Below are 22,436 nucleotides of genomic sequence, written 5' to 3'. Positions count from 1 at the left end.
TTCCTTCCCCGCCTGAAGGCGGGGGTTCCCACCGACAGGAGCACAGATGAGCAAGACCGACCAGCGGCCCCTCCTGCTCGTGGTCGCGACCGGCATGCGGTTGTACCGCGAGTACCTGCTGCGCTCGATCAGCGCGGAGTACCGGGTGCACCTGTTCCTGACCGCCGAACCCGACTGGGAGAAGGAGTACGTGTCCGGCTGGACCGTGCTGCCCTCCACCACCGACGGGCCGGCCATGGCGGCGGCAGCGGCGGAGATCCACGCCGGGACGCCGTTCTCCGGTGTGCTGTGCTGGGACGAGGTGCGCATCCACGCCACCGCGTTCGTCGCGCGCGCCTTAGGGCTGCGCAACGGCGACCCGGACGTGATCTGGCGCCTGCGCGACAAGGGCGGCACACGGGCGGCGCTGAAGGCGTCGGGCGTGCCGCAGCCCCGGTCGATCCCGGTCAAGACCGTGGACGAGGCGGTGGCGGCGGCGGCCGAGGTCGGGTACCCGGCGATCCTCAAGCCGCGCGGCCTCGGCGCGAGCCTGGGCGTGATCAAGGTCCACGACGAGGACGAGGTGCGCGCGAACTTCGCGTTCACCGAGGCGGCGCGCGGACCGGAGCCGGTGGTGTTCGACACCGACCAGCCGATCCTGGTCGAGGAGTTCGTGTCGGGCGAGGAGATCAGCGTCGACTCGGTGGTGCGCGACGGTGTCGTCACGCCGCTGTTCGTCGGCCGCAAGGTCGTCGGCTACCACCCGTACGCCGAGGAGGTCGGCCACTTCGTGGACGCCTCCGACCCGCTGCTGACCGACGACGTGCTGCTCGACGTGGCCCAGCGGACGCACAAGGCGCTGGGCTTCACCGACGGCATCACGCACGCCGAGTACATGCTGACCGCCGAAGGTCCCAAGGTCATCGAGGTCAACGGCCGCCTCGGCGGCGACATGATCCCCTACCTCGGCCTGCTCGCCACGGGCGTCGACCCGGGTCTGGTCGCGGCGGGCGCGGCCACCGGCGGCGCGGTGGACGTCGAGCACGCGCACGACCGCGTGGCGGGCATCCGGTTCTTCTACGTCGCGGAGGAGGACACCACGCTCGGCTCGCTGGCGTTCGACTCCGCCAAGCTGCCCGAGGGCATCGACCGCGTCGTCACGGTCGCGCAGCCGGGGGCGGTCGTCTCACCGCCGCCCAAGGGCACGGTCTGGGGCCGCATCGCGTTCGCCATCGCCACCGGCGCCTCGCGCGACGAGGTCGCCGCCCGGCTCGACGCGGCCGAAGCCGCGCTGGACGTGACGAGCGCCTGATGACGACCGCGAAGAACACCGACCAGGGCATCTGGCGGACGTTCGTCGAATCGCCCGCGGCCGTGAAGGCCGTGCTGGCCGGCGTGTTCGTGAACAAGGTCGGTGGTTTCCTCAACATCTTCCTGGTGCTGTTCCTGACCGCACGGGGCTTCTCGGCCGGCCAGGCGGCGACGGCGTTGGGCGTCTACGGCGTCGGCAACGTCATCGGCGTCCTGGTCGGCGGCGCGCTGGCCGACCGGCTCGGCGCGCGCAACTCCACCGTGCTCAGCATGGGTGGCGCGGCGGTGCTCACCGCCGCGCTGCTCTACCTGCCGGACTACGCGCTGCTCGTCGGCGCGGTGGCCGTGCTCGGCGCGGTCTCCCAGGTCTACCGGCCCGCGTCGGCCACCCTGCTCTCCGAGCTCACGCCCGACGACCGGCAGGTCATGGTGTTCGCCATGTACCGGTTCGGCCTGAACCTGGGCACCACGGCCGCGCCGCTGATCGGCTTCGGCCTCTACCAGCTCGGCGGTGACGACTACGGCCTGCTGTTCTGGGGCGAGGCCGCGGTCGCGGCGGCGTACGCGCTGGTCGCCTACCGCGTGCTGCCCGCCAGGACCGGGGCGAGGCAGGCGGCGGGCGAGGAGCCCGCGCCCGCGGGCAGCTACGTCGACGTGCTGCGCGACCGGCGCTTCCTGGTGTACCTGGTGGCGACGTTCTTCCACGCGGTGGTCTACGTGCAGTACCTGTCGACGTTGCCGCTGGACGTGCAGGCGTCCGGGGTGCCGATCTTCTGGTACACGCTCGCGGTCGCGGTGAACGGCGGCGCGGTCATCCTGCTCGAACTGGTGGTGACCAAGAAGACGCAGCACATGCGGGCCAACCTGGTCGTCGCGGTCGCGTTCGTGGTGATCGGCGTCGGCTTCGCGCTGTACGCGCTGCCGCTGGGCCCGGCGGTGATCGTGGCGGGCACGCTGGTGTGGACGCTGGGTGAGATCATCGGCGGCCCCATGCTGTTCGCCTACCCCGGCATGGCCGGCCCCGCGCACCTCAAGGGCCGCTACATCGGCAGCTTCCAGTTCGTCTACGGCCTCGGCGCCGCAGCGGGCCCGATCGTCGGCGGGTTCCTGTTCCTCCAGCTGGGCCACGGCGCGTGGCCCGTGCTGGCGGCGGTGGAACTGGGCGCCGCGGTCGCCGTGTACGCGGCCATCCGCAACCGGGCGGGAGGGCCGGACGGTGGGTGACTTCGACTTCCTCATCGGCCGCTGGTCGATCCACAACCGCAGGCTGCGGCGGCGGCTGGTGGGCAGCGACGACTGGGAGGAGTTCGCCTCCTCCTCGGACGTGCGCCCGATCTTCGGCGGCGCGGGGAACGTGGACGAGATCACGTTCCCCGACGGGACGTCCGGCCTGACCGTGCGGCTGTTCGACCCCGCCACCGGTCGCTGGTCGCTGAACTGGGCGAGCAGCGACTCGGGCGTGTTCTTCCCGCCGCTGTTCGGCTCCTTCGCCGACGGCGTCGGCACCTTCCACGGCGACGAGGTGCAGGACGGCGTCCCCGTGCGCATCCGCTTCCTCTGGCACCGCGTCACCGGCGACTCGGCGCGGTGGGAGCAGGCCATGTCGGCCGACGGCGGGCGGACGTGGGAGACCAACTGGTACATGGACATCACGCGCCGGGCCTGACCCCGTGCGGCAGCCCCCGTCCCGGATCGAGGACGGGGGCTTCACCGCGTGGTCAGGCCGCGACGGGCGCGTCGGCGTCGACGGCGTCCGGGTCGGGTTGCAGCGCCACCAGGACGACGGCGCCGAGGGTGAGCGCGACGCTGGCCAGGATCACCGGCAGGTAGCTGCCCGCGGCGTCGGCCAGGACCGCGCCGAGCTGGCTGCCGACCGCGACGGCGACCATGTGCAGCGCCCACAGCACGCCGATCGCGGTGCCCTTGCGCCCGCGCGGCAGGATCTTCGCGATCCACATCGTGGTGGCGACGACCGTGACGAGGTAGCTGGCGCCGAACAGCGCGCCGAACACCAGCACGGTGAACTCGGCGGCGAAGAACGGCGCGATCGTCATCGACGCGGCGCGCAGCGCGTACCCGCCGATCAGCGTGGCCCGGATCAACCCCTTGTCGCACAACCTGCCCGCCACCAGCGAACCGGCGATCTCCAGCCCGCCCAGCAGCACGAACGCCAGCGAGCTGGTCACCGGCGCGACGCCGTGGTCGTGCATGTGCGGGAACAGGTGGACGTCGATGAACGCCATCGTCGTGCCGCAGGCGAAGAACGGCAGGATGAGGCCGCGCACCCGCTTGTCCGCCAACGCCATCCGGATGCCGGCCCAGAAGCCGTGCTCGGCGGGCGCGGACGGCGCGGCGTTGCGGTTCGAGTAGCGCACCAGCAGCAGCGACAGCGGCAGCATCACGACCAGGAACACCACGCCGACGCCCAGCAGGATCTGCTGCCACGACGTGACCGTGCCCAGGAACGTCCACAGCGGCACCAGCACCATGAACCCGACCGCCGCGCCGTTGGTCAGCACCGCGTACAGGAACCCGGCGTTGCGGCCCTGGAACAGCTGGTCGGCCAGCACGCCGAGCGGCACGAACGACAGCATCGTGCAGCCGACCGCGCCGAGGATGCCGTAGGTCGGCACGAAGACCCAGATGTCCGTCGCCAGCGCGCAGACCACGAGCACCACACCGGTGATGCCCGCGCCGATCGCCAGCACCGGCACCGCGCCGATCCGGTCGGCGAGGTGGCCCACTGCAGACGACGCGAGCGCCGTCACCACGGCGAACAGCGTCGTGCCGACCGCGAGCGTGCCGCGGCTGACGTCGAAGTCGTCCGCGATCGGCAGGAACAGCACCTGGACGGTGGACTTCATCGACGAGCCCGCCATGGAGATGACGAAGCTGACGGTGGTCGCGAACACCGCGAAAGCGGTGATGCCGGACGCGACTTTCGGCACGGTGCTCATTGTTCTCCAGATCCGCCCGCGGTAGCCGCCCGCCGGGCCCGTTCATGCTGCCATGCGCGTTGTCCTGCGAAAACACCGCTTCAGCTATCGCCGATTGAGCCGAACAGCTCAATCCCGGAGGACATTCGACGGGGTATGCGGCGCGCGCCCATAGGAAATCCCGATGCGGGCGACCGGCAGCATTCCCGCTGGGCCGCTCGCAGGCATTCGCCTCACCTATCCTGTCGCCGTACGAGGCCGGTCGACGGAGAGGCTCGGGAGATGTCGAGGATCGTCAAGGCAGTCGTCGCCACGGGCAAGGGCGAACCGGTCGGCATCCACGACATCGTCGTCCCCGACCCCGGACCGGGCGAGGTGACGGTCCGCGTCCTGGCCTCCGGTGTCTGCCACACCGACCTGCACTACCGCGACGGCGTGATCGGCGACGCCTACCCGTACCTGCTCGGCCACGAGGCGTCCGGCATCGTCGAGCAGGTCGGCCCCGGCGTGGACGGCGTGGCGCCCGGCGACTTCGTGGTGCTGAACTGGCGCGCGGTCTGCGGTCGCTGCCGCGCGTGCCGCCGCGGCCGGGCCGAGGCCTGCGTGGACGACCACACCGCGTCGACCAGGATGACCCTGACCGACGGCACGCCGCTGCACCCGGCGTTGGGCATCGGCGCGTTCACCGACCTGACGCTGGTGCACGCGGGCCAGTGCACCCCGGTCTCGCCCAAGGCGGACCCGGCCGTCGCCGCCCTCCTGGGCTGCGGCGTCATGTCGGGCCTGGGCGCGGCGATGAACACCGGCGGCGTCACCACCGGTGACACGGTCGCCGTGATCGGCGTGGGCGGTGTCGGCTGCGCGGCCGTCGCGGGCGCCAAGCTGGCCGGCGCCACCACGATCGTCGCGGTGGACATCGACGAGCGGAAGCTGTGCCACGCCCGCGTGCTGGGCGCGACGGACGTGGTCGACGCCCGGCAGACCCCGGACGTGGTGGCCGCCATCCGCGCCCTGACCGACGACCTCGGCGCGGACGTGGTGATCGACGCCGCCGGCACGCCCGAGACGTGGCGGCAGGCGTTCTACGCCAGGGCGCTCGGCGGCACGTTCGTGCTGGTGGCCCGCCCCGACTCCGGGATGCGCCTGGAGCTGCCGCTGCTGGACACGTTCCTGCGCAACGGCACCTACCGCACGAGCTGGTACGGCGACTGCCTCCCGTCGCGCGACTTCGCGCCGCTGGTCGACCTGCACCTCCAAGGCCGCCTGCCCCTGGACCACTTCGTCACCGAGCGCATCGGCGTGGCCGAGGTGGAGCAGGCGTTCGCCGCGATGCGGGCGGGTGACGTGCTGCGCAGCGTCGTGGTCTTCGCCTGAGCGCTTGTTTAGGTTAGCCTAACCTGCATGCCTCGGTATTCGACGTTGGAGCAGTTGCAGCTCAAGGTGCTCACCAAGGCCGTCGGCCTGGTCGCGGCGACGCCCAACCAGCGCGAGGTGTTCGACCAGTTCGCCATGACGGTCGCCGCGGTCGCCGACGTCACGCCGCACCTGCGCCGGGTGACGTTCCGGGCGCCGGAGTTCGCCGAGTACCGCGTGACCGGCCCGGACGAGTGCTTCGGCCTGCTGATGCCGCCGGCCGACCGGCCGTTGACCATGCCGAGCGCGGACCGCGTCAACGTCCGCACCGCGATCCGCGCCCTGCCCGCCGAGGACCGGCCGGACCTGCGGTGGTACACGATCCGGGCCCACCGCCCCGAGCGGAACGAGGTCGACGTGGACTTCGTCCTGCACGGCGACGCCGGGCCGGGCACCCGCTGGGCGACCAGCGCCGAGGTGGGCCGGTCCGTCGGCTTCCGCGCGGGCAACTCCGGCTACCGCCCGCCGTCGGGCGGCGCGGTCCTGCTGGCCGCCGACGAGACCGCGCTGCCCGCCCTGTGCGCGATCCTGGAGTCGGGCGTGCCCGCGGACGCGCGGATCTTCGCCGAGGTGCCCGACGAGGGCTACCGGGTGGCCGTCGACGCACCCGTCACCTGGCTCTACCGCGGCGCCGACGCCCCCGGCTCGCACCTGCTCCGCGCCGTGGCCGACCTGCCCTCCCCCGCACCGGACTACGCCTGGGTGTGCGGTGAGTCGACCCTGGCCACCACCGTCCGCCGCCACTTGGTGAAGGAACGCGGCGTCGACCGCCGCTCGGTGATGTTCAGCGGCTACTGGAAGCTCGGCGCCGCCCGGCTGTGACCGCCGACCCGCGCTACCAGCCGCGCCGGGCGGGTCGGTTGCCCGGCCGCTCGTCACGGCTGCGGTAGACGATGTAGGGGCGGGTGAGGTAGCCCAACGGCATCGAGAACACGTGCACCAGGCGGCTGAACGGCCAGAACGCGAACAGCGCCCACGCCACCAGCGCGTGCAGCTGGAACCCCAGCGGCGCGGCGGCCATCAGCTCCGGCTTCGGCCGCAGGTAGAAGATCGACCGGAACCACGGCGACACCGACTCGCGATAGTCGTGCGGGTGGTCGGTGAGGTTGCCCAGCACCGTCGTGCCGAGACCCAGCACGATGGCGCCGACCAGCAGCACGTACATCACCTTGTCGTTGCGGGTGGTCGCGGAGAACACCGGGCCGACGGTCCGGCGCCGGTAGACCAGGATCGCCGCGCCCACCAGCGTGCAGGCGCCGGCGAGCACGCCGAGCACGACCGCGACCACGTGGTAGGCGGTGTCGCCGATCCCGACCGCCTCGGTCCACGACTTCGGCACGAGCACGCCGCCGACGTGGCCGAGCACGACGACCAGGATGCCGAAGTGGAACAGCGGGCTGCCCAGCCGCAGCAACCGGCTCTCGTAGAGCTGGGAGGAGCGGGTGGTCCAGCCGAACTTGTCGTAGCGGTAGCGCCAGAAGTGGCCCACGACGAACACCGCGATCGACACGTACGGCACGACGACCCAGAGCATGATGTCGAGCGTGCTCGGCCCGGTCATCGCGACCCTCCTCGCGGCACGTGCTCGGGTGGGCCGAACGGGGCCAGGCCGACCTCCTCCTCGGGAGGTCCCTCGGCGATCAGCCGGGCGATCGCGTCGTGCTCGTGCCGTCCCAGCGGGGGCAGGGTCGCCGACACCGACTCCAGGACGTGCGCCCACGGCGAGCCGGCCTCGCGCAGGCCGAGGCGGATGAGCTCCAGCCCGGCCCGGTGCTCGCACAGCAGCCGCAGCCCGGTCGCCGGGTCGCCGGTGGCGGCGAACTCCAGCACCACGGCCAGGTGGTCGGGCAGCTCGCCGTCGTCGAGTTCGAGCCCGGCGGCGCGGTAGGCGTGCTTGAACCGCAGCAGCGCCATGCCGCGCTTGCGCGTGTCGCCGTACGCGAAGTAGGTCAGGTAGGGGCTGAACCGCTTGCGGTGGTCGAACGTCGCCACGTAGTCGGCGGCCAGCTCGATCGGCGGCGTGGCCGCCACGTGGTCCAGGAACGCGTCCAGCGGCGCCGCGAGCGGCGCGGGCAGGGTCCGGGTCGCGGCGCGCAGCAACGGCAGCCGGGCGAACGACGGCTCGTCGGGGTAGCCCAGCGACAACGACTGGACCTGCCACGCGGTGGCGCGCTGCGCGTCGGTGGGCGTCACGGCTTCGGCTCGACCTCGCCGGCCGGGTCTCCCCCGCCGGGCGGCTCACCACGGTCGGGCCGACCTCCCCCGCCGGCCCGACCACCCCCACCCGGCCGGTCGGTCGCCGGGAACAGCCCTTCGGGGCGGCCCTTGCCGTCCCAGTTGAGCAGGTTGACCCGGTTGCCCTTGTCGACCGGCGCGGCGAGGGTGTCGGACGTCTGCCGGTCGCGCAGCATCCGGAAGTTCTCCACCGCGATCGGCGACGTGCCGCCGGAGCCCTCGCCGAACGGGCCGGAGCCGCCCATGCCCGGCCCGCCCTCGTAGTCCAGGCTGCACTCGGTGGCCAGTTCCTCCAGCCCGTGCGCCTGCTCGGCGTGCGCGGGCGGGATGACGTAGCGCTCGTCGTACTTCGCGAGGGCGAGCAGCCGGTACAGGTCGTAGACCTGCTCGCCGGTCATGCCGACCTTCGCCGCGATGGCCTCCTGCGGTTCGCGGCCGAGGTTGATGTCGCGCATGTAGCTGCGCATCGCGGCGAGCCTGCGCAGCACGGCGTCCACCGGCTCGACGTCGCCCGCGGTGAACAGCCGGGCCAGGTACTCGACCGGGATGCGCAGCGCCTCGACGGCGGCGAAGAGGTTGCCGTGGTCCTCGGCGTCGTGGCCGGTGTCGCGCACGACGTCGACCACGGGCGAGAGCGGCGGGATGTACCAGACCATCGGCAGGGTGCGGTACTCCGGGTGCAGCGGCAGCGCGACCTTGAACGTGGTGATCAGCGCGTGGACCGGCGACCGCTGGGCCGCCTCGATCCAGTCGCGCTGGATGCCCGCGCGCTCGGCCTCGCGGACCACGACGGGGTCGTTCGGGTCGAGGAACACCCGTCGTTGCGCCTCGTACAGGTCCTTGTCGTCGGGCGTCGAGGCCGCTTCGAGCACCTTGTCGGCGTCGTAGAGCACCAGCCCGATGTAACGCAGGCGTCCCACGCAGGTCTCCGCGCAGACGGTGGGTATGCCGACCTCGACCCGGGGGAAGCAGAACGTGCACTTCTCGGCCTTGCCGGTGCGGTGGTTGAAGTAGACCTTCTTGTACGGGCAGCCGGACACGCACATCCGCCAACCCCGGCAGCGGTCCTGGTCGACGAGCACGATGCCGTCCTCGGTGCGCTTGTAGATCGCGCCGGACGGGCACGACGCGGCGCACGAGGGGTTGAGGCAGTGCTCGCAGATGCGCGGCAGGTAGAACATGAACGTCCGCTCGAACTCGAACTTCACCTTGTCGGCGATGCCCTTGAGCAGCGGGTCCTGGTCACCGTGGTCGGGCGAGCCGCCGAGGTCGTCGTCCCAGTTCGCCGACCAGGTGATCTTCGTGGGCTCGCCGCTGATCAACGACCGCGGCCGGGCGACCGGGGTGTGCTCCTGCAGCGGCGCGCTGGTCAGCGTGTCGTAGTCGTAGGTCCAGGGCTCGTAGTAGTCGTCGAGGCCGGGCATCTTGGGGTTGCTGAAGATGGTGAGCAGCTTGCGCAGCCGGCCGCCGCCCTTGAGCTTGAGCCGGCCGCGCCTGGTGAGCGCCCAGCCGCCGCGCCAGCGCTCCTGGTCCTCGTAGCGGCGCGGGTAGCCCTGCCCTGGACGGGTCTCGACGTTGTTGAACCAGACGTACTCGACGCCGGAGCGGTTGGTCCAGGCCTGCTTGCAGGTGACCGAGCAGGTGTGGCAGCCGATGCACTTGTCCAGGTTCATCACCATCGCCAACTGGGCCATCACGCGCATCAGTACCGCACCTCCTGGCCGCGACGGCGGATCACGGTCACCTCGTCGCGCTGGTTGCCCGTGGGGCCGAGGTAGTTGAACGCGAACGACAGCTGGGCGTAGCCGCCGATCAGGTGCGAGGGTTTGACCAGCAACCTGGTCAACGAGTTGTGGATGCCGCCGCGCTTGCCGGAGGTCTCCGCGCGCGGCACGTCGATCAGCCGGTCCTGGGCGTGGTGCATGTAGACCGTGCCCTCGGGCATCCGGTGCGACACGACCGCCCGCGCGACCACGACGCCGTTGCGGTTGACCGCCTCGATCCAGTCGTTGTCGGCCACGCCGATCTTCGCCGCGTCCTCTTTGGACATCCAGATGGTCTGCCCGCCGCGCGACAGGCTGAGCATGAACAGGTTGTCCTGGTACTCGGAGTGGATGGACCACTTGGAGTGCGGCGTCAGGTAGCGCACGGTGATGCCCAGCTCGCCCTGGTCGCCGACGCGGGGTTCGCCGAACAGCGCCTGCATGTCCAACGGCGGCCGGAACACCGGCAGCTGCTCGCCCAGCTCGGCCATCCAGTCGTGGTCGAGGTAGAAGTGCTGGCGGCCGGTGAGCGTGTGCCAGGGCTTGAGCCGCTCGACGTTGATCGTGAACGGCGAGTAGCGGCGTCCGCCGGTCTCCGACCCCGACCACTCGGGCGAGGTGATCACCGGCACCGGCGCGGACTGCGTGTCGGCGAAGGTGATCCGCTTGCCCTCGTGCTCGGCGGCGAGGTCGGCCAGCGGCGTCCCGGTGCGGTGTTCGAGCGTGCGGAAGCCCTGGGTGGCGAGGTGGCCGTTCGTGGTGCCGGACAGGGCGAGGATCGCCTCGCACGCGTGCACGTCGCGCACCAGCGACGGTCGGCCGTCGGCGGGGCCGCCTCGGATCGCGCCGTTCTGGCGCCGCAGGTGCTCCACCTCCCGTTCGACCCGGTAGGTGACGCCCTTGGTGGTGGCGCCGAGCGACTCGGCCAGCGGGCCGAGCGCGCCCATCTTGGCCCCGATCGCGGTGTAGTCGCGCTCCACCACCGCGAGCCTCGGCATGGTGACGCCGGGGACCGGCTCGCACTCGCCGGCCTTCCAGTCGCGCACCACGCCGTGCGGGGTGGCGAGCTCGTCGGGGGTGTCGTGCAGCAGCGGGGTGGCCACGACGTCCTCGCGCACGCCCAGGTGCTTCTCCGCCAGCTTGCTGAAGACCTGCGCGATGGCCAGGAACGCGGCCCAGTCCGTGCGGGTCTGCCACGGCGGCGCGATCGCCGGGTTGAACGAGTGCACGAACGGGTGCATGTCGGTGGTGTTGAGGTCGTGCTTCTCGTACCAGGTCGCGGCGGGCAGCACGACGTCGGAGAACAGGGTGGTGCTGGTCATCCGGAAGTCCAGCGACAGCAACAGGTCCAGCTTGCCGACCGGCGCCTCGTCGTGCCAGAGGACGTCCTTCGGCCGGTGCTCCGGCGGGGTCTCCGGCGCGCGCAGCGAGTGGTCGGCGCCCAGCAGGTGCTTGAGGAAGTACTCGTTGCCCTTGCCGGACGAGCCGAGCAGGTTGGCCCGCCAGATGCTCAGCACGCGCGGGAAGTTCCGAGGCGAGTCGGGGTCTTCACAGGCGAAGCGCAGCCGGCCCGCCTTGAGCTCCGCGACGACGTGCTCACCCACCGGCAGCCCGGCGCGCCGTGCGTCGTCGGCGAGGTCGAGGGGGTTGCGGTCGAACGTCGGGTAGGACGGCATCCAGCCCATCCGGGCGGACCGGGCGATCACGTCCGCCGTGGTCTTGCCCGCCAGTTGTCCGCCCGCGGTGGCGGACGCGAGGGTGTCCGCGCCGAACCGGTCGTAGCGGAACTGGTCGGTGTGCAGGTACCAGTACGCGGTCTGGATCATCTGGCGCGGCGGGCGCGACCAGTCCAGGCCGAACGCCAGCTGCGACCAGCCGGTGACCGGGCGGCACTTCTCCTGCCCGACGTAGTGCGCCCAGCCGCCACCGTTGACGCCCTGGCAGCCGGTGAGCGTGGTCAGGGCCAGGAACGCGCGGTAGATCGTGTCCGAGTGGAACCAGTGGTTGGTCCCCGCGCCCATGATGATCATCGACCGGCCGCGGGTCTCCTCGGCGTTGGCGGCGAACTCGCGGGCGATCCGGGCGGCGGCCCGCGCGGGCACACCCGTGATCGTCTCCTGCCACGCGGGCGTGCACGGCTGCTCGGCGTCCTCGTAGCCGCTGGGCCAGACGCCCGGGAGGCCGTCGCGGTGCACGCCGTACTGCGCCAGCAGCAGGTCGAACACCGTGGTGACCAGGTGCCCGCCGACCCGGCGCACCGGCACCCCGCGCCGCAACGCGGACGTCGAGCCGTCCGGGGCGTCGAAGCGCGGCAGCTCCACCACCGCGGAGTCGGCGCCCCCGACCGTCAGCAGCGGGTCGACGTCACCCAGGTCGAGGTTCCACCGGCCCGCGCCCTGCTCGCCGAAGCGGAACCCGAGCGAGCCCGCGGGCACGACGGGGTCGCCGGTGGCGGAGTCGAGCAGCACGGTCTTGAACGCCGCGTTCTCCTGGCCGGCCTGGTCGGGCAGGTCGGCGGCGGTGAGGAACTTCCCGGGCCGGTGCACGGCGCCGTGCTCGTCGAGCCGGACGAGGAACGGCAGGTCGGTGTAGCGCTTGACGTACTCGGTGAAGTACGGCGCCTGGCGGTCGACGAAGAACTCGCGCAGGACCACGTGGCCCATCGCCATGGCCAGCGCGCCGTCCGTGCCGGGCTGGGCCGCCAGCCACTCGTCGGCGAACTTCACGTTGTCGGCGTAGTCCGGCGAGACCGCGACGACCTTCTGCCCCCGGTAGCGGGCCTCGGCCATCCAGTGCGCGTCCGGCGTGCGGGTCACCGGCAGGTTGGAGCCCCACATGATCAGGTAGCCGGCGTCCCACCAGTCACCCGATTCAGGGACGTCGGTCTGGTCGCCGAACACCTGCGGCGAGGCCACCGGCAGGTCCGCGTACCAGTCGTAGAACGACAGCATCGCGCCACCGAGCAGCGACACGAACCGCGCGCCCGACGCGTGCGACACCATCGACATGGCGGGGATCGGCGAGAAGCCCGCGACGCGGTCCGGCCCGTGGGCCTTGATCGTGTGCACGTGCGCGGCGGCGACCAGCTCGGCCGCCTCGTCCCACGACGCGCGCACCAGGCCGCCCCGGCCCCGTGCCGCCTTGTACCGCCGTGCCCGCTCGGGGTCCTCCACGACGTCGGCCCACGCCAGCACGGGATCGCCGGTGCGCGCCTTGGCCTCCCGGTACAGCTCCAGCAGCACGCCCCGCACGTACGGGTACCGCACGCGGGTCGGCGAGTAGGTGTACCAGGAGAACGCGGCGCCGCGCGGGCAGCCGCGCGGCTCGTACTCCGGGCGGTTCGGGCCGACCGACGGGTAGTCGGTCTGCTGCGCCTCCCAGGTGATGATCCCGTCCTTGACGTAGACCTTCCACGAGCACGAGCCCGTGCAGTTCACCCCATGGGTGGAACGCACCACCTTGTCGTGGCTCCACCGGTCCCGGTAGAACTCGTCCGCCTGCCGCCCGCCGATCTCGTGCAACGTGCGCAGGTCCGGCGAGATGTCGGCGCGGGTGAAGAACCGGCGGGTGCGCACGAGGGCCTCGGCCAGCCCGCCGTCCAGCCCGGCGCTCGCGGGAGGCGGTCCGGTCCCGGTGCTCATGCCGTCACCCCTGCGCCCGGGGCGACCGCGCGCACGGCCCGGCGCACGGCGGTCGCGGTGAACAGCAGCGAGGCCAAGGCGACGACGGCGAGCGCGGCCAGCCCGAGCGCGTACGAGGACAGCGCGCCGTAGAGGGCGCCCATCACCAGCGGCGGCACGAACCCGCCGAGCCCGCCGGCCGCGCCGACCACGCCGGTGACCGAGCCGACCTTGTCCGCCGGTGCGAGCAGCGCGACCAGCGCGAACACCGCGCCGCTGCCCGCGCCGAGCGCGGCGGCCATGGCCAGGAACGCGATCGTGCCCAGCGGCGCCAGCGCGGGCGTGAACGCCTGCACCACCGCGCCCGCCGTCACCACGGCCAGGCAGGCGACGAGCACCCGCACCGGGTCCGACCGGTCCGACAGCCATCCGCCCACCGGACGCATCACGACCGCGAGCAGCACGAACCCGGCCATCCGGTTGGCCGCGTCCGCCTGCGTCAGGCCGTAGGCGGCGCCGAGGTAGGCGGGCAGGTACACCGAGAACGCGACGAACCCGCCGAACGCCACCGCGTACAGCGCGGACGCCTGCCACGTGACGGGCAGCCGCGCGGTGGCCGCCATCCGGCCGGCCACCGACCCGGTCGGCGCCGTCCGCCCCGGCGCGTCGCGCAGCAGCACGGCCGCGACGACCGCGTAGACCGCCAGCACGACCGCCGTGACCACGAACGGTGTCGCCACGCCCCACCGCTCGACCAGCTTGACCGTGGTCAGGGCGCTGATCGCGGTGCCGCCCATGCCCGCGCCGAAGATCCCGATCGCCAGGCCACGCCGCTCGGGCGGGAACCAGAGGTTGACGAACGGCACGCCGACCGCGAACGCCGTGCCGCCCACACCCAGGAAGAACCCGCCGACGAGCAGCGCGGCCAACGATGTGTGCCCGACCAGCCCGAGGAACAGCACCGGCACGATCGTCACCGCCGAGACCAGCGGGAACATCACCCGGCCGCCGAACCGGTCGGTGAGCGCGCCCACCGGTATCCGCCCGACCGATCCCACCACCACCGGGACCGCGACCAGCAACGCCTGCTGGAACGCGCTCAGCCCCAGGTCGGCCTGGAACCGCGGCCCCAGCGGGCTCAGCAGCGCCCACGCCCAGAAGTTGAGCGCGAACCCGACCGTCGCCAGGCCGAGCATCAGCGCCCGCCGACCGGTCGTCGGCGGGCCGTCCGTGGTCGGCACTGCTGACAAGCCCATGACCGAGTCCTCGTCCGTGCTCCGGGTGCGCCCCGGCCATCGTCACCTGGACTCGGCGTCGTCGCACTTCGGCGGACCCCGCCGCGCCTACCCGGTGGTCACGCCCGCCCGGTCGTCACAGCAGGCCGCGTCGGTAGGCGGCCACCAGTCGGCGCGGCACGGTGAGCTTGCGGCCGTCGAGGGTGGTCACCGGGACGAGGTCCGGCGCGGAGGCCTTCCACTGGGACCGGCGGTGGCGGGTGTTGCTGCGCGAGGTCCTGCGCTTCGGCACGGCCATCAGCGGGCCCTCTTCCCGTAGCGGCGGTTGAACTTCTCCACGCGGCCGGCGGTGTCCATCACCCGCTGGTTGCCCGTCCAGAACGGGTGGGAGTCCGAGGTGATGTCGACGGTGATCAACGGGTAGGTGTTGCCGTCCTCCCAGTCGATCGTGCGGGTCGACGTGGCCGTGGACCGGGTCAGGAACGCCTTCCCGGTCGCCTGGTCCTGGAAGACCACCGGGTGGTAGTCGGGGTGGATGCCCTGCTTCACAGCTCCTCCATCTGGTCGTGCCACTCGGCGAACGGGTCGACGAACTCCAGCTCGTCGCTCAACGCCGACTCCTCGTCGGTCACCAACGCCTCGCGCAGCGCCGCCGTGATCCCGTCCGGCTCGGCGGAGGCGGTGATCACCACCAGCTCCTGCGACCGGTCGCCGTACTCCGCGTCCCAGCCGGCCGCCGCCGAGGCCCGGCGCTCGGCGTCCACTTCGGACCAGTCCTCCACGGCCGCCAGCCACGGGCCGAGGTTGCCGACGTTCAGCGCGCCCCCGGCGGATTCCAGCCACAGCGCGACGTCCGGCTGGCTCGCGACCCAGAACCGCCCGCGGGTGCGCACGACGCCGTCGAGCAGGACGTCCAGGGCGTGGTGCAACCGCATCGGGTGGAACGGGCGCCGTGCCGTGAAGTGGACGACGGACGCGCCGTGCGCCGGCGTCAACGGCGGCTGACCGCGCAGCAACGGCCCGAAACCGTCGTCGACGCGTCCCCGGCGCGCGCCGGGCGGGATCGCGGCGAGCAGGGCGGGCACGTCCAGCGTGCCGAGGTCGTGGCGCGGCGCGCGCGGCGACAGGCGGTCGAGCACGGCGTCCAGCACCTCGCCGCCGCCGACGCCCGTCATCACCAGCGCGTCGGCGAACTCGGCCTGTCCCACCACGACCTGCGCCACGGTGCGCTCGTCGCCGGCCGCCGCGGCCATGCCGCGCTCGGCCAACGTGACGTCCCCGGTCGCGTCGGTCAGCCACGTGGTCCGGTCGACCACCGTGATCACGGCCTCGACCCGGATGTCGAGCCCGCGCAGGGCGAAGCAGACGGCTTCCGGCTCCAGCGCCGGGTCCAGGTGCACGACGACCCGTCCGCCCAGGCTTTGCAGCAGCGGCAGGAGGTCCAGGCGCAACGTGCACGAGACGCAGCCGTGCGCGAGCTCCAGCACGGTCAGCCGACCGTCGACCCAGCGGCGCACCACGCCCTCGGCCAGGCCGCTCAGGTCGTGGCGCACCAGCACCGATCCCGGTGACGCGCGCCAGACCTCGTCGGCGACGTCGTGGTGGGCGAGCCCGGCCACCAGTACCACCTCGGTTCCCATGTGGGGTACGGTAACTGGAAACGATTGTCATTTCAATTCAGGAGGTCGTGTGTCCTCGCGCCACTGCCGGCTGACCGGCCGCAAACCCGGCTTCGGCAAACAGGTCTCGCACTCGCACCGGCGCACGTCGCGCCGGTGGCTGCCCAACACGCAACGCCGCCGGTACTGGCTGCCCTCGGAGAACCGGCACGTCGTGCTGACCCTGTCCACCAAGGCGATCAAGACCGTGGACCGGCGCGGCATCGAGTCGGTGGTCGCGGAACTGCGCGCCCGCGGGGAGAAGGTCTGATGGCGAAGGGCAACGACGTCCGGCCGATCATCAAGCTCCGCTCCACGGCGGGCACCGGCTACACCTACGTCACCCGCAAGAACCGGCGCAACGACCCCGACCGCATGGTGCTGCGCAAGTTCGACCCGGTGGTGCGCAAGCACGTCGACTTCCGCGAGGAGCGCTGATGGCCAAGAAGTCCAAGATCGCGAAGGACCGGCAGCGGCGGGAGGTCGTCGCCCGGCACGCCGAGCGCCGCGCGGAGCTGAAGGAGATCATCCGCACCGATCCCGTGCGCCGCGACGAAGCACAGCGGGCGCTGCAGAAGCTGCCCCGTGACGCCAGTCCCACTCGGCTGCGCAACCGGGACGCCGTGGACGGTCGCCCCAGGGCGTTCCACCGCGCGTTCGGCCTGTCCCGCGTCCGGCTGCGCGAGATGGCGCACCGCGGCGAGCTGCCCGGCGTCAGCAAGTCGAGCTGGTGAGCCCGGTGGCCAGGACCGAACGCACGCCGAAGCGCCGGGTGAACCTGCTGAGCAAGGAGGGCGTCACCACAGTGGACTGGAAGGACGCGACCCTGCTGCGGAAGTTCATCTCCGACCGCGGCAAGATCCGCTCCCGCCGGGTCACCGGCCTCACACCGCAACAGCAACGCCAGGTGGCCACCGCCATCAAGAACGCCCGTGAGATGGCGCTGCTCCCCTATCCCGGCACGGGGCGGTGACCGGACGGGCCGCCGTCGTCGGGACGGCGGCGGCCCGTCCCACTTCTTGACCATCGCTTTACTCAGCGGGCGCGGTGCCCGATACTGGCGTCGAGGGGAGTACTTCCCAAGTGCCCGGCCGGTCAGTACGGACATCCCGTGAGGTGTCCCCGGTGGGCCGCCCGCCAGGGTGAAGGAGACCTCGGACTTCCACGTTCGAGGAGCCTTGATGCCTGTGCACGTCGCCGTCGCGGCGAGCCCCGCCGACTCCGTCGGGTCGCCGGTTCTGTGGTTGGTCAGCATCGCCGTCCTGGTCGTGCTGCTGGTCGCCGACTTCGCGGTCACCCGCCGTCCGCACGAGGTCTCGATGCGCGAGGCCGCGGGGTGGTCGGTGTTCTACCTCACGCTGCCGGTGGTGTTCGGGCTCTGGCTGTGGCACGCCGCCGGCAGCGACCGGGCGCTGGAGTTCATGACCGGGTTCGTGGTCGAGAAGTCGCTGTCGGTGGACAACCTGTTCGTGTTCATGCTGCTGCTCGCGGCCTTCGCCGTCCCGTCCGCCGTGCAGCAGCGCGTGCTGCTCTACGGCATCGTCGGCGCGTTGGTGCTGCGCGGCGTGTTCATCGCGGCCGGTGCGGCGATGCTGTCGGCGGGCACGTGGGCGTTCCTGGTGTTCGGGCTGGTCCTGTTCGCCTCGGCGGTGAAGCTGCTCCACGACGCGGTCAGCGGACCCGCCGCCGAGCGCGACGTGTCCCGGATGCGGTCGGTCCGGCTGTTGCGACGGCTGATGCCCGTCACCGACGACTACCGCGGCACCCGCCTGACCGTGCGCGAACACGGCCGACGCGCGCTCACGCCCTTGGCGGTCGTCGTGGTCGCGGTGTTCGCCACCGACGTGGTGTTCGCCGTCGACTCGGTGCCGGCCGTCTACGGCATCACCGACGACCCCTACCTCGTGTTCGCCACGAACGCCTTCGCCCTGCTCGGCCTGCGCGCCCTGTACTTCGTGCTGCAGTCCGCGCTGGCCAAGCTCGTCCACCTCAACCACGGGCTCGCGATCATCCTGGCGTTCATCGGGGCGAAGCTGGTGCTGCACTGGGCGCACGGCATCTGGCCCGGCGTGCCGGAGATCCCCACCCCGGTCTCGCTGGCGGTGATCATCGGTGTGCTCGCCGTCGTCACGGTCACCAGCCTGCGCAGCCGGCGACGCGCCGACGAGGAGGAGGCCGCCTCACCGCCGGGCTGACCGACCGCGCGCGCCGACGACCGCGGGCACGACCGCCAGCGCCAGGACACCGCCGCCCAGGGCCAGGACGGGGTAGCCGGCGGCGCTGACGACCAGGCCCGAGGTCAGGCCGCCGGCGGCGCCCGAGACGGCGACGGCGACGGCGACGTCGACCAGGCCCTGGCTCCTGGCGCGGGTGGCCGGCGGCGCCGCGTCGGTGGTGATCGCGGTGCCCGCGACCAGGCCGAGGTTCCAGCCGATGCCCAGCAGGGCCAGGGCCACCGCGGACGAGGCGGCGGAGCCGGTGGGCGCGAGGGCCGCGACGAGCCCCGCGGCCGACAGGGTCAGGCCGGACGCGGCGGCGACCGCCGTGCCGGTCGACGAGCCGGCCGGACAGCGGTGACGACAGGTACATCGCACCGACGTGGACGGCGATCACGAGCCCGGACGCGGCCGCGCCGTGACCGTGGCCGTGCAGGTGGACGGGCGTCATCGTCATGATCGCGACCATGACGAGCTGGGTGAGCACCATGACCAGCACGCCGACCCGCGCACCGGGGCGGTGACGTCCGACCTCCGGGGGCGGCCGGTCGTCCGGCTGGTCGAACGTGCGGGCCAGCAGCAGCGGGTCGGGGCGCAGCCAGGCGGTCAGGACCAGGGTGGCCACCGCGTAGGCGACGCCGGCGAGCAGGAACGACCCGACCAGGCGGGGCAGGCCGAGGGCGGCGGCGAGGTCGCCGGTCGGCGCGGCGAGGGTGGGGCCGACCACACCGCCCAGGGTCGTGGCGACGAGCACCGTGGACACGGCGCGGGCGCGGTGCGCCGGGGCGGCCAGGTCCGCCCCGGCGTACCGGGCTTGCAGGGTGGTCGCCGCGCCCGCGCCGTAGACGAACAGCGAGGCGAACAGCAGCACGGCGTCCCCCAGGACGGCGGCGGTGATCACGCCCGCGCTCCCGATCGCACCGGCCAGGTACCCGGCGGTGAGGCCGGGGCGGCGCCCGCGTGCCTGGGAGAGCCGCCCGACCGCGAACGCCGCCAGCGCGGTGCCGGCGGTGCCCACGGCGCTGGGCAGCCCCGCGAGGCCGGTGGAGCCGAGCACGTCCTGCGCGAGCAGCGCGCCGACCGTCACGCCGGCCGCCAGTCCGGCGCCGCTGAGCACCTGGGCGACGCCCAGGACGATCAGGCTGCGGCGCTGCGCGGCCGTGATGTCCCCGGCCGGCTTCGGCCTCGACCTGGTCAGCCCCGGTCGCCCAGGTCGAGGCGGTCGAGCAGCCCGGCGGCGGTGAACGCCTCCACCAGGTCGTCACGGCCCTCGGTGAAGTGCGCCCAGCTGTCGTAGTGCACGGGCACGACCTGGCGCGCGCCGAGGATCTCGGCGGCCTCGGCGGCCTGGGCGCTGTCGAGGACGATGGCCGCGCCGTCGAAGAGGATCGGGAACCGGGGAGCGCCGGCGAACAGGATGGCGGTGCCCACCGGGCCGAAGCGCTCGGCGACCTGCCGGACCACGTCGAGCGAGGCGTTGTCGCCGCTGACGTAGACCGCGGGCAGGTCGTCGCCGGTCAGCACGAAGCCGACGACCTGGCCGGTGAGCGGTTCGACCTCGGCCCGGGCCAGCGGACCGTGGATCGCGGGCACGCCGGTGACGGTGACCGTGCCGCCGTCGGGGCGGTCGAGGCGGACGGACTCCCAGTCGGCCAGTCCCCTGGCCCGCCCACCCAGCCGCTGCCCGCCACCGGGCGTGGTGAGGGTGAGCGGGACGTCGGCGAGCAGCGCCCGGCCGGCGTGGTCGAGGTTGTCCGGGTGCTCGTCGTGCGAGAGCAGGACCACGTCGACGGCGCCCAGGTCGGCCGGTGCGGCGGCGGACGGCGCCGTCTTGGTCAGCTTGCCGCGCGGCACGGCGTAGTCGCCCGGCGCGTCGAACGTCGGGTCGGTCAGGAAGCGCAGGCCGCCGTACTCGAACAGGGCGGTCGGGCCGCCGAAGACGCGGACGGCGAGCCGTTCGCCGGTGGTGCGGGTCATCGTAACCTCACGGATGATCAAGGGGCTATCCGTGAGGGACGGTAGCCCTTTCTCACGGAAAAGCACAACTCGTACCATGAGAGCCATGACGGACGCCCTGGCCGACGACGCCGCGCCGCCGCCCGCCCCCGGCGCGGAGGACTACCTCGCCCTCGACTTCGTCAACAGCGCCGTCGCACTGCCCGGCGGGCAGTTCACCGACCTCCTCGGCACGCCCGAGGGCACGAACCAGTGGCTCTTCGACCGCGGCCTCGCCCCGGCCGACGCCGGGGTGCGGGAGATCTGCGCGTCGCAACTGCGCTCGTTGCGCGAGCAGCTCAGGTCGCTCTTCGCCGCGCGCGTCGCCGGGGTGCCCGCCCTGCCGGCGGCCCTGTCGGCCGTCAACGACGCGTTGAGCAAGGCGCCGACGGCCGCGCTGCTGCAGTGGGACGAGCGGACCGGCCCTTACCGCGCGACACCGTGCCCCACCAACGAGATCCTCGACCGCGCGCTCGCGACCCTGGCCGCCAACGCCGCCGACCTCCTCACCGGCCCCGACGCCGACCGCCTGACCCACTGCGGCTCGACCCCGTGCAACCGCTACCTGCTGCGCCACGGCCGCCGCCACTGGTGCTCGACCCGTTGCGGCGACCGCGCCCGCGCCGCCCGTGCCTACGCCCGGCGCACCCGGCAGGCGAGCTGACTAACCGTCACCGGACCGGCCGCCCACTATCCTCTGTGGACAACTGCGGCTCGCGGTCCCCGGTCGCAAGTGGACGCGAAGGCCATTCACCCGACGTGACGGAGCGTGGCCGAGCGGCGCGCGTCATCCCACGTTGGTGGGATTCGGGCCGGCGACGGGTCTTTCCGCGCCGAAGAGTGGCACCGTGGTCCCCGGGGGGATTGCGATGAGCGCCGAAATGCGCCGGTTCCGGCGGGATCCGTTGGCTTCGATCGAACGCCTGCGCCGCCGTGCCCCGGCACCGGTGTTCCGGCTGCCGTGGGGCGACTGGTGCGTGGGCGACGCGGACCTGGCGCGGACGGTGTTGCACGAGCCCGCGTTCCACGGCGGGATGTCCGCGTTCTTCGGGAACCTGCTGCCCTCCCGGTCGGATCAGGAGGCGGTCGGGCGCGCGGTGCGGGACCTGCTGCGGGCGCGCGTGCCCGACTTCCACGCGGGGCTGGCCGCGGCGGTGGCCGAACTGCCCGCGGTCAGCAGGTGGCCCGCGGCCGGGACGGCGCTGGTGCACCGGTCCGCGGCCGACCTGCTGCTGCACCCGCGCACGCCGTCCGGGCTGCGGCGGTCGGTGGAGCGGGCCGCACTCGGCGGCGCGCTGATCCGCCCACCGCACGTGTGGCAGCGGGCGCAGGCGGAGGTGCTGCGCGGCAGGTTGCTGGCCGGCGTGGCCGCGGAGGTGGCGGCGCGTCGGGTGGTCGGGACCGGCGAGCCGCGCGACGTGCTGGACGCCGTGATCGGGACGTGCCCGGACGGGATGGCCGACCAGGCCGTGGCCGAGCTGTTCGTGGTGCTGTTCCGGGCGATCGTGGCGCCGGTCGGCTGCACGGTGGCGTGGTCGGTGCTGCTGGCCTGCCTGCACGCGCCCGGTTCGCGGTGGCCGTGGCCGGTCGACCGGGTCGTGCGCGAGGCGTTGCGGCACCGCCCGATGGCCTGGCTGGTCGTCCGGTCGACGCCGGCCGGGTTCGGCGAGGTCCCCGTGCGGCCCGGCGAGGTGCTGTCGGTCAGCCCCTACCTGGCGCACCACGACGAGCGGCACTGGACCGACCCCGACGTGTTCCGGCCCGACCGGTGGGCGCACCCGGGCGGGCACGGCCCCTACCTGCCGTTCGGCACGGGTCCGTTCACCTGCGCCGGCGCGTCGCCGGCCCAGGTCCTGATCACCGCGACGGTGACCGCGCTGGCCGACGACGCCCACCTGACCGTCACCGGGGGCGACGAGCGGCCGGTCCTGGCCGACGGCCTCGTACCCAGACCTTTCACCCTGCACCGGAGCGCGAGGGACGTGGACGACCACGACCGCCGCGTTGCGACGCGTCTTCACGGACCGGACCGGCCGTAGGTGGATCCGGGAGCAGGGCCCACCGGCCCGAGCGGC

Annotated in this window: 23 protein-coding genes; 12 read left to right on the top strand and 11 right to left on the bottom strand. The window is 72.9% G+C overall.

What is annotated here, in order from left to right; genetic code table 11:
* Positions 1 to 46 precede the first annotated feature (46 nt).
* Genes ABTZ99_RS30570 through ABTZ99_RS30560 form a run of 3 tightly spaced genes read left to right on the top strand, consistent with a single transcriptional unit; the run spans position 47 to position 2,956 of the window.
* Entirely contained in the window at positions 47 to 1,291 is a 1,245-nt protein-coding gene (locus ABTZ99_RS30570; RefSeq protein ID WP_498772882.1) for an ATP-grasp domain-containing protein, read from the top strand.
* A complete protein-coding gene (locus ABTZ99_RS30565; RefSeq protein WP_499616142.1) occupies positions 1,291 to 2,514 on the top strand; it encodes an MFS transporter in 1,224 nt (407 codons plus the stop codon). The genes ABTZ99_RS30570 and ABTZ99_RS30565 overlap by 1 nt, the downstream gene beginning before the upstream one ends.
* Positions 2,507 to 2,956, top strand: coding sequence for a hypothetical protein (locus ABTZ99_RS30560; RefSeq protein WP_499616139.1), 450 nt, complete (start codon positions 2,507 to 2,509; stop codon positions 2,954 to 2,956). Before ABTZ99_RS30565 ends, ABTZ99_RS30560 begins: the two co-directional genes overlap by 8 nt.
* Positions 2,957 to 3,008: 52 nt before the next feature.
* Here ABTZ99_RS30560 and ABTZ99_RS30555 read toward each other — a convergent pair whose 3' ends face one another.
* Positions 3,009 to 4,238: an MFS transporter gene (locus ABTZ99_RS30555; protein ID WP_499616136.1), complete on the bottom strand. Its 1,230-nt coding sequence runs from the start codon at positions 4,236 to 4,238 to the stop codon at positions 3,009 to 3,011.
* A 270-nt stretch (positions 4,239 to 4,508) separates the two neighbouring features.
* On the opposite strand from ABTZ99_RS30555, the gene ABTZ99_RS30550 reads away from it, so the two are divergent.
* Both ABTZ99_RS30550 and ABTZ99_RS30545 read left to right on the top strand, forming a co-directional pair.
* Entirely contained in the window at positions 4,509 to 5,600 is a 1,092-nt protein-coding gene (locus ABTZ99_RS30550; protein ID WP_499616133.1) for an S-(hydroxymethyl)mycothiol dehydrogenase, read from the top strand.
* Between the two features lie 27 nt (positions 5,601 to 5,627).
* Positions 5,628 to 6,461 carry a siderophore-interacting protein gene (locus ABTZ99_RS30545; RefSeq protein ID WP_499616130.1) on the top strand — a complete coding sequence of 278 codons (834 nt, stop codon included), beginning with the start codon at positions 5,628 to 5,630 and terminating at the stop codon, positions 6,459 to 6,461.
* 13 nt (positions 6,462 to 6,474) lie between these two features.
* Here ABTZ99_RS30545 and narI read toward each other — a convergent pair whose 3' ends face one another.
* From narI to mrf, 8 genes are all read right to left on the bottom strand, one after another.
* The gene (gene narI / locus ABTZ99_RS30540; RefSeq protein WP_498772868.1) at positions 6,475 to 7,200 is read right to left on the bottom strand and encodes a respiratory nitrate reductase subunit gamma; all 726 of its coding nucleotides are present in this window, start codon (positions 7,198 to 7,200) and stop codon (positions 6,475 to 6,477) included.
* Entirely contained in the window at positions 7,197 to 7,832 is a 636-nt protein-coding gene (narJ, locus tag ABTZ99_RS30535; RefSeq protein WP_498772866.1) for a nitrate reductase molybdenum cofactor assembly chaperone, read from the bottom strand. The genes narI and narJ overlap by 4 nt, the downstream gene beginning before the upstream one ends.
* Complete coding sequence (narH, locus tag ABTZ99_RS30530) at positions 7,829 to 9,577, bottom strand: nitrate reductase subunit beta (RefSeq protein ID WP_499616125.1); 1,749 nt, start codon at positions 9,575 to 9,577, stop codon at positions 7,829 to 7,831. Before narH ends, narJ begins: the two co-directional genes overlap by 4 nt.
* The gene (locus tag ABTZ99_RS30525) at positions 9,577 to 13,278 is read right to left on the bottom strand and encodes a nitrate reductase subunit alpha (protein WP_499616122.1); all 3,702 of its coding nucleotides are present in this window, start codon (positions 13,276 to 13,278) and stop codon (positions 9,577 to 9,579) included. The genes narH and ABTZ99_RS30525 overlap by 1 nt, the downstream gene beginning before the upstream one ends.
* Positions 13,275 to 14,513 (bottom strand): MFS transporter, encoded by a 1,239-nt coding sequence (locus tag ABTZ99_RS30520; RefSeq protein ID WP_498772860.1) that lies wholly within the window; start codon positions 14,511 to 14,513, stop codon positions 13,275 to 13,277. The genes ABTZ99_RS30525 and ABTZ99_RS30520 overlap by 4 nt, the downstream gene beginning before the upstream one ends.
* Before the next feature lie 115 nt (positions 14,514 to 14,628).
* Positions 14,629 to 14,790, bottom strand: a complete 162-nt coding sequence (gene rpmF, locus ABTZ99_RS30515; protein WP_498772858.1) for a 50S ribosomal protein L32 — start codon at positions 14,788 to 14,790, stop codon at positions 14,629 to 14,631.
* Positions 14,790 to 15,041 carry a type B 50S ribosomal protein L31 gene (locus ABTZ99_RS30510; RefSeq protein ID WP_498772856.1) on the bottom strand — a complete coding sequence of 84 codons (252 nt, stop codon included), beginning with the start codon at positions 15,039 to 15,041 and terminating at the stop codon, positions 14,790 to 14,792. Before ABTZ99_RS30510 ends, rpmF begins: the two co-directional genes overlap by 1 nt.
* A complete protein-coding gene (gene mrf, locus ABTZ99_RS30505; RefSeq protein WP_499616117.1) occupies positions 15,038 to 16,132 on the bottom strand; it encodes a ribosome hibernation factor-recruiting GTPase MRF in 1,095 nt (364 codons plus the stop codon). Before mrf ends, ABTZ99_RS30510 begins: the two co-directional genes overlap by 4 nt.
* Before the next feature lie 49 nt (positions 16,133 to 16,181).
* Here mrf and rpmB point away from each other — a divergent pair, with 49 nt between their 5' ends.
* The 5 genes from rpmB (at position 16,182) to ABTZ99_RS30480 (ending at position 18,345) form a co-directional block, all read left to right on the top strand.
* On the top strand, positions 16,182 to 16,421 hold the full coding sequence (gene rpmB / locus ABTZ99_RS30500) for a 50S ribosomal protein L28 (protein WP_498772852.1): 240 nt from the start codon (positions 16,182 to 16,184) through the stop codon (positions 16,419 to 16,421).
* Complete coding sequence (rpmG, locus tag ABTZ99_RS30495) at positions 16,421 to 16,588, top strand: 50S ribosomal protein L33 (protein ID WP_498772850.1); 168 nt, start codon at positions 16,421 to 16,423, stop codon at positions 16,586 to 16,588. The genes rpmB and rpmG overlap by 1 nt, the downstream gene beginning before the upstream one ends.
* A complete protein-coding gene (rpsN, locus tag ABTZ99_RS30490; RefSeq protein ID WP_499616112.1) occupies positions 16,588 to 16,884 on the top strand; it encodes a 30S ribosomal protein S14 in 297 nt (98 codons plus the stop codon). The genes rpmG and rpsN overlap by 1 nt, the downstream gene beginning before the upstream one ends.
* A 5-nt stretch (positions 16,885 to 16,889) precedes the next feature.
* Entirely contained in the window at positions 16,890 to 17,123 is a 234-nt protein-coding gene (gene rpsR, locus ABTZ99_RS30485) for a 30S ribosomal protein S18 (RefSeq protein WP_498772846.1), read from the top strand.
* Between the two features lie 208 nt (positions 17,124 to 17,331).
* Positions 17,332 to 18,345 carry a TerC/Alx family metal homeostasis membrane protein gene (locus ABTZ99_RS30480; protein WP_499616109.1) on the top strand — a complete coding sequence of 338 codons (1,014 nt, stop codon included), beginning with the start codon at positions 17,332 to 17,334 and terminating at the stop codon, positions 18,343 to 18,345.
* Here the strand turns inward: ABTZ99_RS30480 and ABTZ99_RS30475 are convergent.
* Both ABTZ99_RS30475 and ABTZ99_RS30470 read right to left on the bottom strand, forming a co-directional pair.
* Positions 18,284 to 19,483: an MFS transporter gene (locus ABTZ99_RS30475; protein ID WP_499616106.1), complete on the bottom strand. Its 1,200-nt coding sequence runs from the start codon at positions 19,481 to 19,483 to the stop codon at positions 18,284 to 18,286. The genes ABTZ99_RS30480 and ABTZ99_RS30475 overlap by 62 nt on opposite strands.
* Positions 19,484 to 19,560: 77 nt before the next feature.
* Positions 19,561 to 20,343 carry an MBL fold metallo-hydrolase gene (locus ABTZ99_RS30470; RefSeq protein ID WP_499616104.1) on the bottom strand — a complete coding sequence of 261 codons (783 nt, stop codon included), beginning with the start codon at positions 20,341 to 20,343 and terminating at the stop codon, positions 19,561 to 19,563.
* Positions 20,344 to 20,428: 85 nt separating this feature from the next.
* On the opposite strand from ABTZ99_RS30470, the gene ABTZ99_RS30465 reads away from it, so the two are divergent.
* Complete coding sequence (locus tag ABTZ99_RS30465) at positions 20,429 to 21,025, top strand: CGNR zinc finger domain-containing protein (protein WP_498785410.1); 597 nt, start codon at positions 20,429 to 20,431, stop codon at positions 21,023 to 21,025.
* A gap of 205 nt (positions 21,026 to 21,230) precedes the next feature.
* Positions 21,231 to 22,400, top strand: a complete 1,170-nt coding sequence (locus ABTZ99_RS30460; protein WP_499616102.1) for a cytochrome P450 — start codon at positions 21,231 to 21,233, stop codon at positions 22,398 to 22,400.
* Positions 22,401 to 22,436 lie beyond the last annotated feature (36 nt).

The organism is Actinosynnema sp. NPDC002837, assembly GCF_040295345.1.
In the GTDB taxonomy this organism is placed as follows: Bacteria; Actinomycetota; Actinomycetes; order Mycobacteriales; family Pseudonocardiaceae; genus Actinosynnema.
Note: the sequence above shows the minus strand (reverse complement) of the source record. Positions and strands in the feature narration are given on the sequence as shown.